A 14544-nucleotide genomic window follows, 5' to 3' on the forward strand; every position below is an offset into this window, starting at 1 on the left:
CTACATGTCGATTGGCGGAGGATCCTGGAAAACGGCCTGGCCCACCTGACCGTCCTCAATGAGTGTCGTCAGAAACGTCGTCGTGTCGATTTTGTCGGAGAGCAACTGCTGGCGGCGTTCCTCCCAGTCGGCGTCGTCGTCCTCCAGAATCTCGACCGCGCGCTCTATAGCCGCGGCGTGTCGGTCATCATCCGAGTAACTGAAGACGAGTTCGTACTCCTCCTGAAGTTCGCGGATGTTACCCATCCCGCTGATCGTCGTGACGAGTATCGCCGGGGTGCCGAGAACGGCGCTTTCGGTCGCCATCGTCGCGCTCTCGCCGACGAAGAGGTCGGCATGGTAGATCAAGTCATGGATCCGTTCGGGCGGTGCGGCGAACTCGTGGGAGCGTAACTCGGGCGGCAACTCCCCTTCGGCGCTGATAACGACAGTCGCACCCGTGGCTTCTAGACGGTCGACCACGTCGGTGGCGTCATCGAGACCGGAGTTGCCGATGTCGTGGGTGGCTTCCCAGGAAACCAGCCGTAACAGGACGATTTGGTCGTCAGGGGAGAGTCCCATACCGTCGAGGACACCGGGATCAGGAGTGAAGCGGTCCGGATGCAGATACGCCAGTTCGTGATAGCCGGGATACTTGATATGGTTGTCACCGACGTGATCCCGGTAATACTCCGGGCTACAGACCTGATCAGCCATCGGATAGACGAATCGCTTTTGATAGGTCACGTGCTCCGTATCGGTGAACACGACGCTTCGACTACCCAGCATCGCGGCGACGTGGACGACTCCCGGTTCGCCGATTGCGACCATGACGTCCGGATCGATCCTGCGGGAGCGCCTGAATAGACGCCACTCGTAGGTCAGTTGAACCATCGCCTTCCCGACCAGTCCACCGGCCGCGCCAGCGAGCACTTCGTGCTCGATTCCGTACGCGTCGAGCAGTTCGAGCGCGACGTCTTTCTCGCGGGCGAAGACGTGCACGTCGTGGCCGCGGGCTTCCAGTTCCCTGATGGCGTTCCGGAAGAAATGGACGTGAGCGGGATGCTGGATGGTCACGACGACATCGAGCGTCCCGCCGTCCGACTGCGTCTTCAGAGCGTCGCTATCGAGCGTCTCCAGATCGGAAAGTTGGTCGTCGGAAGATTGTCCGAACATCGTCATGCGACCGCATCGAGCCCCCGTTTGGCGACGTTGGCCGCGTAGTCTTTTGCCGATTCGACGACGAGTTCCCGTCGGCTTCTCGCCCACCGGTTCGGATGCGAGAGCAGGTAGAGCCGTGGGAGGCGGCGGGAGCGCAAGCGAGCGATCAGTTCCTCGGTCGCGTCGACCTGTATCTGTTTGTCTCTCCCATCCATCGTGTGGTCTTTGATCTTCAATGCGCCGTCTCGCCAGGTGCGTCCGGTATCCCAAAAGTAAGTGACGGCCTCGGAGTCTATCGAGCGGTATGCCTCTCCGAGCAGGTCGTCCGTGGCGAACTTGTTGTCCATGGACCAATCCTCCCACATGTCCCGATTATCGGTATCTGTCAGCGGATTCCCGTGCATACAGACGGTGTCGACCGTGGCGTGCTTGCGAAGGCGCGCCAGTTCCGTAACAAACGGGTCGTGTGCCGCCTCGACAGCGCCCTCGGTCCGATCCATGTCCTCGTAGCGGTAGCCGACCTCGTGACCAAGCCGCTCTATCGTCCGGATGATCTCAGGTCTGAACGTCTTCTCGATCGTTCTGAAGTAGTAGGTGCTCGCGACGCCGTGTTCGTCCTCTAGTCGAGCCATCGCCAGTGCGTTCTCTGGCTTGCGGTCGACGTCATGACGAAGGATCACGAACCGCTCTGGGAGCGTCTCGCTCGCGAGATACTCCCTGACAGTGAGAAACTCATAGCCCGCCTCCAGACCCGCATCAATGAGGTCGGCGTAGATCTCGAAGGTGAAATCGCTGGCCATAACGTGGATGGAACGTCACCCTACCCGAGTATAGTAACGACTCGCCTATGCCCGCTGTCGAAAACGGTAAGTGTCTGTTATGGACCGATATACGTCGCCTCACCCGACTCTTCGAGGGGAGTCGTTTATGACTTGGCCGGTGAGCGACACCTGGCCAGCGCCTCGAAGTAGTGTTTCAGCTCCCGATCACGGGCGTCGATCACTTCACGAAGTTCGCGCTGTGAGACGTCCGGGGGGAACGCGACCGCAAGCCTGACGTCGTCCCCATCGAGACCGATCAGTACCTGATCGTCCTCGCCGTTGCGGTGCCAACTGACATGAACGCCGTCGGGATCGATGCTCGACATGGCTACTCCACCGTGACGCTTTTGGCGAGGTTGCGGGGTTTATCAATCGCTCTATCCAGGGAGTTCGCGACGTGGTAGGCAACGAGTTGCAACTGAACGTTCGCGAGCAGTCCGGCGATATCCGGATGGTTCTCCGGAATGGTGATGGCCTCGTCGACGGTGTTGATCACCCGCTGGTGCTCCTCGCTAACGATACCGATTACCGGTGCGCCGCGTGCCTGCACCTCTTCGACGTTGCTGAGCATCTTGTCGGTGTAGCGCCCCGTGAAGACGGCAAAGACCGGCGTTTGCGGCGTCACGAGTGCCAGGGGGCCGTGTTTGAGCTGTCCGGCGGCAAAGCCCTCGGCGTGTTCGTAGGTGATCTCTTTGAACTTGAGTGCGCCCTCCATCGCGACGGGATGAGCGATGCCGCGGCCGATGAAAAAGTACGAGTCCATCCCCCGGTACGCGTTGATAACGTCTTTCGCGTTCGTCTCGTCGAGGACACGGTTGACCATCTCCGGCAGGTCGGCCAGTGCAGTCAACAGACTATCGGCCTGGTCCGACCGCTGGCCGGTAACGTCATCGCAGATCCGCTCAGCTAGGAGACCCAGCGAGACGACCTGCGAGGAGAACGTCTTGGTTGCCGCGACGCCGATTTCGGGGCCCGCACGGATGAACAGTGCTTCGTCGCACTCGCGGGCCGCCGTCGAACCGACGACGTTCGTCAGCGCGAGGGTGCGAGCACCCCCCTCCATCGCCCGGCGGAGCGATTCGAGCGTATCGGCAGTCTCGCCGCTCTGTGTGACGCCGATGACGAGCGTATCCTCGTCGACCGGTGCCGGGAGCATCGCGTACTCACCAGCCCGGAACGTCTGTGAGCTAATGCCGCGGCGGGCCAGCATCGCCTGCCCGTACAGTGCTGCATGGTAACTTGTGCCACAAGCGACGAACTGTATAGAAGAGATGTCGGCGAACGCTCCCGGTGGGAACTCCTCTAACTTGATAGCCGGCGTCGACGACTCGTTATTCTCGGAGTCCGACAGGTTGATCCGCCCTTCGATCGTCTGAGCGAGCGAGGTGGGTTGTTCACTGATCTCCTTGCGCATGAAGTGGTCGTACCGCCCCTTTTCGGCGTCCTCTGGCGTCCAGTCGATCGTCCGCACGTCGCGGGAGATGGGATGGTTCTCGGTGTCGGTGATCTCGTAGCCGTCCTGGGTGAGCGTCACGATATCACCGTCCTCGAGGTAGACCACCTGATCGGTGAACTCCAGAAACGCAGGGACGTCGCTGGCGAGATAGTGACAGCCGTCGTCGAGACCGAGCACGAGCGGCGACCCGCGACGGGTCGCGTAGACGGCGTCGGAGTCGGCCGCCATCGCGGCGATTGCATAGCTACCATCGAGTTGCGTTGCGACACGACGGAAGGCTGCTTCTATCGAATGCCCCTCGTCGAGGTGTTCTTCGAGCAGATGCGGGATCACTTCGGTATCGGTTTCGCTTTCGAAGTGGTGCCCCCGGTCTTCGAGCCCCGATTTGAGTTCGTCGTAGTTCTCGATGATCCCATTGTGGACAACCGCAATGGAATCGGTACAGTCCGTGTGGGGATGGGCGTTCGTGTCAGTCGGCGGCCCATGTGTGCTCCATCGCGTATGACCGATGCCGATCTCTCCGGCCGGGCTAACCTCGCGAGCGCGGGATTCGAGCTGGTCGATCTTTCCCTCTCGTTTGTGAACGCAGAGACCGTCGCCGTTTTTCAGTGCGATCCCTGCCGAGTCGTAGCCGCGGTACTCGAGGTTCGAGAGTCCGGTTAGTAGTTCGTCGAGAGCGTCGCCCTGTCCGACGCGTGCAGTGATTCCGCACATGCTATCACCGCCCTCTTCCCGTGAGCGGGGAATCCCTCGACGCTGACCCAGGCCCTGTACGGACCTGAGAGTGATTGGCATGGCGATACGACGGGTCTGTAACGGTTCGTAGCACGATCATGGATGTCCTCGGTACGCCCCGGCGAGTCCGGGAGACGGTTACTGAATCGTAACTGTCCCTACTCTTTGTTATAGATCAGATGCAGTTTCGACAGTAAATGCCTAGAGCGGATAGGAACCGTATACGCGCCGGTAACCGACCGATGGTTCTGATTGAAAAACTGCCCGCATAGCGTCCTCACTCCTGACGAGCACGCGTGTGAACTGCCGCACAGGCGGCGAGCGCGCCGATCATCAGCAGGACGACTGCAGTACCGAGCCAGTCGACCGGGTAGAATCCCGCCTGTCCGATTAGAAAGAGACCAGCCCCGACGAGGGTGATTCCCAGATAGTAGCGGGGCCATGGCGTCTCGTCTTCGCCGTCCACGTCGAGATACTCGTCGAGTTGGTCGGCGTTCTCCCCGAGTTCGATCGTGCCACGATTACGATCGAAGTCCACTACCCCTGCGTCGTTCATCTTCGGCAGGTGGCACTGATACAGTCCGACGTACACGCGCTTTCGCTCGCCCGACGTGAGCGCCGCAACTGATTTGTCGTTTTCCAGCGCGGCGACGTGCTCCGCGAGGCTCCCGAGATCGATCGATCCATCTTCTTGTTCTTTCAGATGGTGTAGAACGCGTCTACGCCGTCGATTTTTCAGTATCTCGAAGATGATGTCCAGCGGCAACTGCGATGTCTCTGGTTCGCTCTGCTCCACCTCAGCCGACTCTTCTTCCGCCTCGTCAGGCGACTGTGTCGCCTTCTCGGACGCCGTTTGACCGACATTAGTGCTGGTCATACTCTTTCCCCCCAGTCGTTAGCTCTCCGTATTCCCATTTATGCTCGTTCATGATTTCCCCCATTGTCTGTTGCGGACTTGCTTTGTTCTACTACGCGGTACGGGTTGTCTTCGCGTATCGATTCGTTCTGTCTATCTGAGTAGTCAACGTCATGCTTTGTAAACTTAATCAAACCAAAGTGATGGTTTCACTTCTGTCGGCACATCACATCTTACCTTTTCTTATACTGGGGTTGCTAGTTCGCAACGAACAGTAAGTCACGAATTATCGACGGGTTTTGTAACGACGGCCGGGCCTGAGGCGATCGGAACGAAACTCGATGTAGAGAACTGTCCACCCCCTGAAAAATGGCGTTTAACGCCCTAAAACACAATATATGTTGTTTTCGCAAGTGTCTTATCGGAGCCTGCCATGCAGTTTCTCCTGACAGGAAACTGGCGTTCGTGGTGGACGAGTTCGGTATTGATCGGCTAGTCCTCGGGGAAACCCGTGGACTGAACTGGCCGTACATATGCGAATATCTCCCGTACATAACAGATCGATACAGATCCTCTAATATTGAAAGATCGTGTGATTTCACCCAGCTGATTATATTATCTAGGGAGAAATACGATCTTATATACTGATCCCGGTCGCTCGGCGAAGTGTTCCCAACGCTCCCAGCCCGAGCCACGCGCCAGCTCCACGCACTCGATTCACGACCCGGCGAAGCGGAGTACGAGGGTCATGCAGGGAACCGTCTCGGTATCACCAACAATACGCGATCGGCAGCAGCAAAAGGAGACCTGTGCGCCCTATAGCTCGCCTTCAATCGCCTCGACCTGTTCCTGATATCGGTTCCTGATCGTGACCACCGTGACCTGCGCGACGTCGGCGACGTCACGCTGGGTGATCTCCCGATCACACCGCTGGGCCGCCAGATAGATGGCGGCCGCCGCACAGCCTGTCGGCGATTTGCCCGAATGGACGCCGCTCTCGACGGTCGTTTCGAGAATCTCCTTCGCAAGCTGTCTGATCTCGCCGTCGACATCTAGCTGTGAGCAGAAGCGCGGCAGATACTGGGTGGGATCGACCGGCTCCATTATCAGTTCGAGTTCCTGGGAGATGTGTCGGTACGTGCGACCGATCTCCTTTCGGTCGACGCGGGAGACCTCAGCCACCTCGTCGAGGCTTCTGGGGATGTTTTCCTGCCGACAGGCGGCATACAGAGACGCCGTCGACACGCCCTCGATCGATCGGCCCCGGATCAGGTCTTCGTCGAGCGCCTTCTGGTAGATGACGCTCGCAACCTCCCGGACCGAGTGGGGAACGCCGAGCGCGCTCGACATACGGGAGATCTCCGAGAGTGCCTGCTTGAGGTTCCGCTCGCCGGCGTCGCCGGTGCGGATCCGCTGTTGCCACTTTCGAAGGCGTTGCATCCGACTTCGCTGTTCGGGCTGAATCGTCCGGCCGTTCGCGTCCTTGTCGCGCCAGTCGATCTTCGTGGTCAGCCCCCGGTCGTGCATCAGCTCGGTCGTCGGTGCACCAACGCGGGATCGCTCCTGTCGCTCGGAATGGTTGAACGCCCGCCACTCTGGCCCGTAGTCGATCGACTCGTCTTCGACGACCAGCCCACACTCGTTACAGACGAGTTCGTGACGGTCGGAGTTGTGAACCAGCGTCCCGCTCTCACACTCCGTACACGTAGAGCCCTCGTGGGAGTCTTCGATGTTCTCCTCTGACTGGCGCTTCGTGCTGCTGTATGTGTTCATGTTAGTCATGGTTCTCTTTGGGGGTGCCGACTGTTAGGTTTAAGTCGGATGAGGCCGGCATCTGGTACTTAACCCTCACCATCGTTCGTCTCACAAACTGGGTGTAACGGACTTAGTTATAAAGTGTCTAGCGACGTTATAATTCGGTGCATAATCACCGCCAGCGTAGCGGTTACCTACAATACCTCTACTTACGATGCTCGGGCGCGAGTACTCTCACCTTTGTGCTAAATAATACCAATAATCGTGACTCGCCGGGCGGTTGGGGCCGCTTCGGCCAGTTATAACACTACTATGCCAGGATTAGACGTTCCTACTGTGCAAGCGTCGTTCCCGCCGGATGAGCAGCATCGTAAGTACACATTGTACACATTGTGAAATGTCTGACATAGCGAACTACTCAGGTGAGGCCCCCGGCCTATGTCCGTTCCAGTATCGGTCTGGTAGGCGGTAGATATATGTCCTTCTTCTGTGCAGTAGTTACTAGACCAGTACCAGTCTACTGACGGGGGATTGCACAATGTGCACGATGTATTGTCGCAATGCAGTCGGTGGCGTATGGGGCGACGAACTGGATGAGCGGGACCAGCGACCGGATCGTCGCCCTGACTCGCTCCGGGGCGGGATCAGTGACCAATGGTCGCTCCGGAGGGATGGCCGATGACCGAGAAGGACTCCGATGGTAGGACGAACGGCAGGGACACTCCGTCGGAAAGGGACACCGTGACGGATCGGCCAGAAGGGTCAGCCGCCGATACGGGGGCAGACGAGACGGTGGGACCGCCCGAAGTGATCAGCATCGAATCGCTCGCGGATATCGTCGACGACGTCATCGACGAGGACACGCGAGCGCCCGCCGAACTCCACACACAGCCAGCGTTCGAGTTCGACGCCACCACCCAGCAAACGATGTACGTCCGCCCGTCGAGCTGGCAGGCCATCGAGGACGTGGAGGCGCTCGTGGACGCACGGCTCAGAGCTGATCACGACGTCCGGAACCTGACGGGAAGCGAGTTTTACGATGCTGTCCTCCGAGTCGCCGCGAACCACGAGGAGGAACTGATCCACGCAGTCCTCGCAGCGCGAGCGGGCGAGGAGTGATCGATCAGTCAGTGCTCGGTCCGAGCGGAACCACCGGTCCGGTCGCCGCTCTCGAACGGATAATGCACAGTGGCAGTCTCGGCTGTACACCACAGACACTCCTTTTCGACCAGAACGACGTCGTCGTATCGGTGGGACGTAGATTCCCAGTCGTGTAGCCCCAGCCGACACTTCAACCGATGAATCTTCATCGTTGTGTATTATAGTTACGGCTACGGATAGATAAACCTCCACCTGCGCCGCCGCTTTCTCGCCCGGGACGTCGACGTAAAATCGCCCATATTCCGCCGCCTCCGGGGGAACTAAGCCCGCCGAACAGCCAACTGTACAGTATGGATTTCGACCGATTCGGCTTCGGCACCTATCAGATGACGGACCGTGACGAGTGCATCACCGCTGTCGAGACGGCGCTCGACATCGGCTACCGCCACATCGACACCGCACAGGGCTACGACAACGAAGCCTACGTGGGCGAGGCACTGGCCGACTCGGCCGTCGACCGCGAGGACGTGTTCGTCGCGTCGAAACTCGCCACAGCCAATCTTGGATACGACGACGTGGTCGCGACGACCCGGAAGAGCGCAGAACGGCTGGGCGTCGACACTATCGACCTGATGTACGTCCACTGGCCGCTCAACACGTACGATCCCGAAGAGACGCTGTCCGGACTCGCCGCCATCGCCGAAGAGGGAGTCGTCGATCACGTCGGCCTTTCCAATTTCACCCCCGAGTTGCTAGAGGAGGCCATCGACGGCCTGAACGATCGGGGCGTGTCGCTGTTCGCCCATCAGGTCGAGTGTCATCCACTGCTCCAGCAGGAGGAACTGCGCTCGTACGCCCGCGAGGACGATCACTGGCTCGTCGCGTACTCGCCCATCGCTCGCGGCGAAGTGTTCGACGTGCCCGAGATACAGGATGTCGCCGAGAAGCACGACGCGACGCCCGCACAGGTCAGCCTCGCGTGGCTACTGGCAAAGGAGAACGTTGCGGTGATCCCGAAAGCGGCGACACCGGCACACATCCGGGAGAACTACGGCGCGGTCGATCTCGAACTCGACGAGGAAGACGTCCGGAAGATCGACGGTATCGACCGGGAGCACCGGGTGGTCGACGGCGACTGGACGCCCTGGGAGTAAGTATCCGGGGGAACGGTTTTGTCGATTCCGCCGTAACGAATATCGAATGATAGCAGAGCGCATCCTCAGGAGGGACCGGCGGCGATGACCGTACTCGTGCTCGGCGATGGGCTGTTACGAAAGCGTGGGCCGGTCGCCCGGCGTCCGGACGAACCGATCCTGCTGATTGAAGCGGAGTCGTTTGCCCGCCGACTACCGTACCATCCGCACAAACTCACGGTCGTCTTCAGCGCGATGCGGCATTTCCGGGACGAACTCAGGGAGCGCGGGCGGACGGTTCGGTACTACCAGGCCGAGAGCTTCGACGAAGGGCTACGACGGTACTTCGCCGATCACCCTCGCGACGAACTGGTAGCGATGCGACCGGCGAGTGCGAACGGCGCAGAGCGGTTCGACGACCTGGTCACCGACCACGGCGGGACGATCGAGTTCGTCGAGAACGAACTGTTCCTCTGCTCGCCCGAAGAGTTCGACGAGTGGGCAGGTGACCGGGAGGGCTACCGCCACGAAGAGTTCTACCGGTTCATGCGCACGAAGACCGGCTACCTGATGGACGGGGACGAACCGGTCGGCGGCGAGTGGAACTACGACGAGGAGAACCGCGAGACGCCCGACGCGGAGTTCAGTGCGCCGGAGCCACCCGCGTTCCCCCCGGACGAGACGACCGAGGCCGTCGCCGAGTGGGTCGAGAAGTCCTTTGACGGCGGCTACGACGACCCACCGTGCGGCGGCGACTGGGCCGACCCTGAGCCGTTCCGCTGGCCGGTGACCAGAGCGGCGGCGCTCGACGCCCTGGAGGCGTTCTGCACCGACCGACTCCCGGCCTTCGGCCCGTATCAGGACGCGATGGTCGAAGACGAGTGGGGCATGTATCACGCCCTGCTCTCCCCGGCGCTGAACATCGGCTTGCTCCATCCCACCGAAGTCGTCGAACGCGTGATCGAAGCGGGCGAGGACGACGCAGTGCCGCTCAACAGCGTCGAAGGGTTCGTCCGGCAGGTGATCGGCTGGCGCGAGTTCGTCCGCCACGTCTACCGACGGGAGATGCCCGACCTCGGCGAGGCGAACCAGTTGGATGCCGAGCAGGACCTGCCGCCCGCCTACTGGACCGGCGACACCCGGATGAACTGCCTGCATGAGAGCGTCGAGGGCGTCCGCGAGCGCGGATACGCCCACCACATCCAGCGGCTGATGGTGCTGTCGAACTTCGGACTGCTCTACGGCGTCGAACCCGCACAGCTGAACCGGTGGTTCCACGCTGGCTTCGTCGACGCCTACCACTGGGTGACGACGCCGAACGTCGTCGAGATGGGGCTGTTCGGTAGCGGCATCTTCGCGACGAAGCCGTACGCCGCCTCGGCGAACTACATCAACAAGATGAGCGACTACTGTAGCGGGTGTGAGTACTACCACACCAAGACCACCGGCGAGGGTGCCTGCCCGTTCAATGCGCTCTACTGGGACTTCCTCGACCGGAACGGGGACGAACTACGGGACAACCACCGGATGGGGCTGGTCTACAGCCATCTGGACAACAAAGACGACTCCGAGTTGAACGCCATCCGCGAGCGCGCGGAAACGCTCAGGGAGCGCGCACGACGCGGAGAGCTCTGAGCCGTCGTGCGCCCGATATGTGCTGTCGGGGTCGCTCTCGGGCCGTCGGAACCGTCGCGGGGTATTTTGTAGCGCTCGGTACAAGTTCAAACGGATCATGTACGACCGCATACTCCTGCCGACGGACGGAACTCGCGGGTCCGACAGAGCGACCCGCCACGCGATCGGACTCGCGGCGGCGCACGATGCGACGCTGTACGCACTGTACGTGATCGATCAGGACGTCTATCAGGCATACGGCGGCGACGAGTACGTCCACGACAGGGAGGGACTGGAGTCCGCGCTCGAACAGCGTGGGACGGACGTGCTCTCGGAGGTCGAAACGCAAGCCACCGGGGAGGGTATCGAGGTCGTTACGCTGCTGGAGCGTGGCGTCCCACACGAACAGATCCTCGACACGGGGAGCGAAGTCGACGCCGACGTGATCGTACTGGGGACGGAGGAACGTCCGGGCGAGTATCGACGATTACTGGGTAGCGTGACCGAGCGCGTCGCCCGACGGGCCAGCAGGCCGGTTTCAATAGTAAAGACGCCGCCGGACGCAGACGAGGAGTAACGACGGATTCAGTCTCGGTCGATCCGTTCGATTTCGTCGAACTCGGTCGCAAAGCCGGCACCGAACGCCGTCGCTGGCGTCTGAAACCCGCTCGATACGGAATCGTCGAGCAGTCGACTCACCGCCTCTACGGTGGTCAGTCTCGTCGTTTCGTACGGATCGGGCGTCCGAAGCCGTCCAGTGACGGAGTCGCCGTCCTCGTTCGAGACCCGCCCCCAGACGTGACATACGTTCTCCGCCCGCTGTTCGGCCGACGGCCCCGTAACTGTCGCCTCGACCAGTCGCTTGAGCAGTCGCTGAACCGGTTGCGCCCGCAGTACGGGCCCGAGCGGTCGCGTACGGCGCATAACGGTGATTGCTGGCCCCGGGACGGCGGTGTACACCTCGATATCGCCGATCCCCGTCGAGTGATACGCAGTCACGAGGTCCCCCCAGGGAATCGTCATCGTCGGCTTCGGGCCATCACCGAAGTCTATCTGCCGGCGCTTGCTCGCGACGGGGACGTGTTCGATTCGTCCGTCCTGACGGATTGCGCCCGGCGATCCCAGCCCCTCGACGAGTGCTTTGGCGGTTCCCTGGGAAATCGTCGTGCCGCCGTCGATGGCGAGTTCGAGGGTCGTCGCCTCGGGCAGTTCTCCAGCAATACTCGCTGCCAGACAGTCGCTCGGGACGACGTCGAAGCCGACCCCAGGCAGGAGCGTCACTCCGGCCTGTTCGGCGTCCCGATCCAGGTCGGCGATCCGGTCGATGACTTCGTACTCGCCGGTGACGTCGATGTAATCTGTCCCGGTCGCCAGACACGCCGACACGAGGGGTTCAGCCGTTGACGAAAACGGGCCCGCACAGTTCAATAGGACATCGACGTCGTCTAGCTGATCCGCGATAACGGTCGGATGTTCGAGACTGAACACACGGTGTGGGCAGTCGAACTCGGTGGCCTGGCGTTCCACCGGTTCGGCGCGACGCCCCGCGAGCATCGGTGAGAGTCCCCGAGAGAGGGCCTGCTCGACGGCGAGGGACCCGGTGAAGCCGTACGAGCCATAGACGAGGAAATCGGCGCTCATGGCCGTCCTTCGTCACAAACGAACAAAAAGGCGCTGTCGGTGGGGTGCCGCCGCCGCATCGCCCCGGTGAAGACCGCTGGCTGATCAGAACGGGAGCAGGACCCAGCCACCGGTCTCGAAGACGCCCCAGAGGACGACGGCAACCGCAACAGAGACGTCAGGACTCGCCGTGACGCTGTGCTTGACGCCGGCAAACACTATCGGGGCGGTACTCGCCGGACCGGACGTGCAGAGTCAGGCCCTGGACACGTCGATACGACGCTTACCCGACAGGCTAACTATCCGAGATTCCAGCCCAGTCCAGGGACCGCTCGACCGCTTCCGACCACTGACTGTACAGTCTGTCGGCCCGCTCGGACTCCATCTCCGGTTCGAACTTCCGATCGATCTGCCAGTTGGCGGTGAGTTCGTCGAGGTCGGACCAGTAGCCGACGGCCAGACCGGCCGCGTAGGCCGAACCCAGCGCCGTCGTCTCGTCGACCTGAGGCCGAACGATACCGGTGTCGATGATGTCGGACTGGAGCTGACAGAGGAAGTTGTTTTTTACCGCGCCGCCGTCGACGCGCAGGCTCTGCATGTCGATGCCGCTGTCCGCTTCCATCGCTTCGGCGACATCGCGAGTGCGGTAGGCGATTGCCTCCAGGGTCGCTCGAGCGATATGTTCACGTCCCGTTCCACGCGTCATGCCGACGATCGTCCCGCGTGCCCGCTGATCCCAGTGTGGCGCACCGAGGCCAGTGAATGCGGGAACGAAATAGACGCCATCGCTCGAATCGACGCTGCGCGCGAGCTTTTCGGTCTCAGCAGCGCTATCGATAAGTGTGAGGTCTTCGAGCCACTCGATCGCTGCACCGGTGATGAAGATCGACCCTTCCAGTGCGTACTGGACGGGTTCGCCCGAGCGCTGGAACCCGACCGTCGTGAGGAGACCGTTTTCACTGGTAACGGCCTCGTTACCCGTGTTCATCAGGAAGAAGCTCCCAGTCCCATAGGTGTTCTTGGCGTCGCCGGCATCGAAACAGGTCTGGCCGAACAGTGCAGCCTGCTGATCACCGAGTGCTCCTGCGACCGGGATTTCAGCCGCAAGAAAGCCGTCGGGATCGGTATGACCGTAGTGCTCGTCGTCGCTGGAGGGGCGGACCTCCGGCAGCATCTCACGGGGCACGTTGAACTCCTCACAGAGTTCGTCGTCCCACTCCATCTCGTTGATGTCGAACAGCATCGTCCGGGACGCGTTTGTCACGTCCGTAATGTGGTTGCCCGTGAGGTTGTAGATGAGCCACGCATCGATCGTTCCGAACAGTATCTCCCCGTCCGTTGCCCGGTCGCGGACGTCGGCTGGGCGTGCGCGCTGGGTCTTGATCGGGTCGGCGTTGTCGAGGAGCCACTCGGCCTTCGTTGCCGAGAAGTACGCGTCAGGTTCGAGACCGGTCTTTTCCTTTACATCGTCGGCTTTACCCTCGTCCTGCAGCGTCTCGATGCGGTCGGTCGTTCGGCGGTCCTGCCAGACGAGCGCGTTGTGGAGCGGTCGGCCGGTGTCTGCGTCCCACAGCAGTGTCGTCTCGCGCTGGTTGGTCACACCGATTGCTTCGAGCTGGTCCGCACTGATGCCCGCATCCGCGAGCGCCAGCACCGTGACGTCTTTCGTGTTCTCCCAGATTTCGCGGGGGTCGTGCTCGACCCAACCGGGTTCCGGGTAGATCTGTTCGTGCGTTTCGTAAGCGTTCGCCACGACTTGCCCGCTGTGGTCGAACACCATGAATCGCGTTCCTGTCGTCCCCTGATCGACTGCGCCGACGTAGGTGTTATCTGTCATGGTTTGTGGTCCGAGTTCTCCCCTAGTCGAGTGTCGGTAGCCCGGTGGGGAGTTCCAGTAGGTCCTTGATAATGAAGTTGACAATATATGATATAAAGTTTCCCCCGGCGATCACCAGACCGGATCAGTGCCGTTCCGTGACAGCCGATCGGTTGGTCTCGAATGCCGTGTCGCGTCTCGGAGCGTGACTGGGAGAGACCACCCCCGCTCGGGCCATCACCAGTAATCGGGCTTGTATACGTTGAGAACGACTGTCACGACTAGAAATGAAAATGCACTAATAATACCTGCAAAGAGACCGGTAACGGCACGGACGAACACCGTTTCGCCAGTCAGGGTGAGCGCAACCACGATGGCGACGATGCCGACGACCACGAGCAGTTTCCGAACATCGCGGCGTTCAAGGCCGAGTCGATCAAGCATAGGTTTCCGAACCCCCGGAACCCATAAATTTCTTTATGTTCGTCACACGTCTT

The 14544-nt window shown here is 60.9% G+C and carries 13 protein-coding genes; 4 read left to right on the forward strand and 9 right to left on the reverse strand.

Annotated elements, in window-relative coordinates; translation table 11 throughout:
• The 6 genes from ACFQL3_RS09390 to ACFQL3_RS09415 all read right to left on the reverse strand — a co-directional run bounded on the left by ACFQL3_RS09390 (position 1) and on the right by ACFQL3_RS09415 (position 6781).
• The gene (locus ACFQL3_RS09390) at positions 1-1155 is read right to left on the reverse strand and encodes a DUF354 domain-containing protein (RefSeq protein ID WP_377053590.1); all 1155 of its coding nucleotides are present in this window, start codon (positions 1153-1155) and stop codon (positions 1-3) included.
• Between the two features lie 2 nt (positions 1156-1157).
• Positions 1158-1940, reverse strand: a complete 783-nt coding sequence (locus ACFQL3_RS09395; protein ID WP_377053592.1) for a hypothetical protein — start codon at positions 1938-1940, stop codon at positions 1158-1160.
• 125 nt (positions 1941-2065) lie between these two features.
• Positions 2066-2287 (reverse strand): hypothetical protein, encoded by a 222-nt coding sequence (locus ACFQL3_RS09400; RefSeq protein ID WP_377053594.1) that lies wholly within the window; start codon positions 2285-2287, stop codon positions 2066-2068.
• A 2-nt stretch (positions 2288-2289) separates the two neighbouring features.
• Positions 2290-4131, reverse strand: a complete 1842-nt coding sequence (gene glmS, locus ACFQL3_RS09405) for a glutamine--fructose-6-phosphate transaminase (isomerizing) (protein WP_377053596.1) — start codon at positions 4129-4131, stop codon at positions 2290-2292.
• A gap of 298 nt (positions 4132-4429) precedes the next feature.
• Complete coding sequence (locus ACFQL3_RS09410; RefSeq protein ID WP_377053598.1) at positions 4430-5029, reverse strand: DUF7344 domain-containing protein; 600 nt, start codon at positions 5027-5029, stop codon at positions 4430-4432.
• Positions 5030-5824: 795 nt separating this feature from the next.
• Positions 5825-6781 carry a transcription initiation factor IIB gene (locus ACFQL3_RS09415; RefSeq protein WP_377053600.1) on the reverse strand — a complete coding sequence of 319 codons (957 nt, stop codon included), beginning with the start codon at positions 6779-6781 and terminating at the stop codon, positions 5825-5827.
• Between the two features lie 660 nt (positions 6782-7441).
• Between ACFQL3_RS09415 and ACFQL3_RS09420 the strand changes: the two genes are divergently transcribed.
• From ACFQL3_RS09420 to ACFQL3_RS09435, 4 genes are all read left to right on the forward strand, one after another.
• Complete coding sequence (locus ACFQL3_RS09420) at positions 7442-7882, forward strand: hypothetical protein (RefSeq protein ID WP_377053602.1); 441 nt, start codon at positions 7442-7444, stop codon at positions 7880-7882.
• Between the two features lie 332 nt (positions 7883-8214).
• Positions 8215-9018 (forward strand): aldo/keto reductase, encoded by an 804-nt coding sequence (locus ACFQL3_RS09425; RefSeq protein WP_377053604.1) that lies wholly within the window; start codon positions 8215-8217, stop codon positions 9016-9018.
• Between the two features lie 84 nt (positions 9019-9102).
• Entirely contained in the window at positions 9103-10632 is a 1530-nt protein-coding gene (locus ACFQL3_RS09430) for a cryptochrome/photolyase family protein (RefSeq protein ID WP_377053606.1), read from the forward strand.
• A gap of 97 nt (positions 10633-10729) precedes the next feature.
• Complete coding sequence (locus tag ACFQL3_RS09435) at positions 10730-11188, forward strand: universal stress protein (protein WP_377053608.1); 459 nt, start codon at positions 10730-10732, stop codon at positions 11186-11188.
• A gap of 8 nt (positions 11189-11196) precedes the next feature.
• Here the strand turns inward: ACFQL3_RS09435 and ACFQL3_RS09440 are convergent, their stop codons facing one another.
• From ACFQL3_RS09440 to ACFQL3_RS09450, 3 genes are all read right to left on the reverse strand, one after another.
• Positions 11197-12252 carry a saccharopine dehydrogenase family protein gene (locus ACFQL3_RS09440; RefSeq protein WP_377053610.1) on the reverse strand — a complete coding sequence of 352 codons (1056 nt, stop codon included), beginning with the start codon at positions 12250-12252 and terminating at the stop codon, positions 11197-11199.
• Positions 12253-12526: 274 nt separating this feature from the next.
• Entirely contained in the window at positions 12527-14068 is a 1542-nt protein-coding gene (gene glpK / locus ACFQL3_RS09445) for a glycerol kinase GlpK (RefSeq protein WP_377053612.1), read from the reverse strand.
• A 216-nt stretch (positions 14069-14284) separates the two neighbouring features.
• The gene (locus ACFQL3_RS09450; protein WP_377053614.1) at positions 14285-14491 is read right to left on the reverse strand and encodes a hypothetical protein; all 207 of its coding nucleotides are present in this window, start codon (positions 14489-14491) and stop codon (positions 14285-14287) included.
• Positions 14492-14544 lie beyond the last annotated feature (53 nt).

The sequence above is a fragment of the Natronoarchaeum sp. GCM10025321 genome (genome assembly GCF_042663585.1).
GTDB lineage: Archaea > Halobacteriota > Halobacteria > Halobacteriales > Natronoarchaeaceae > Natranaeroarchaeum.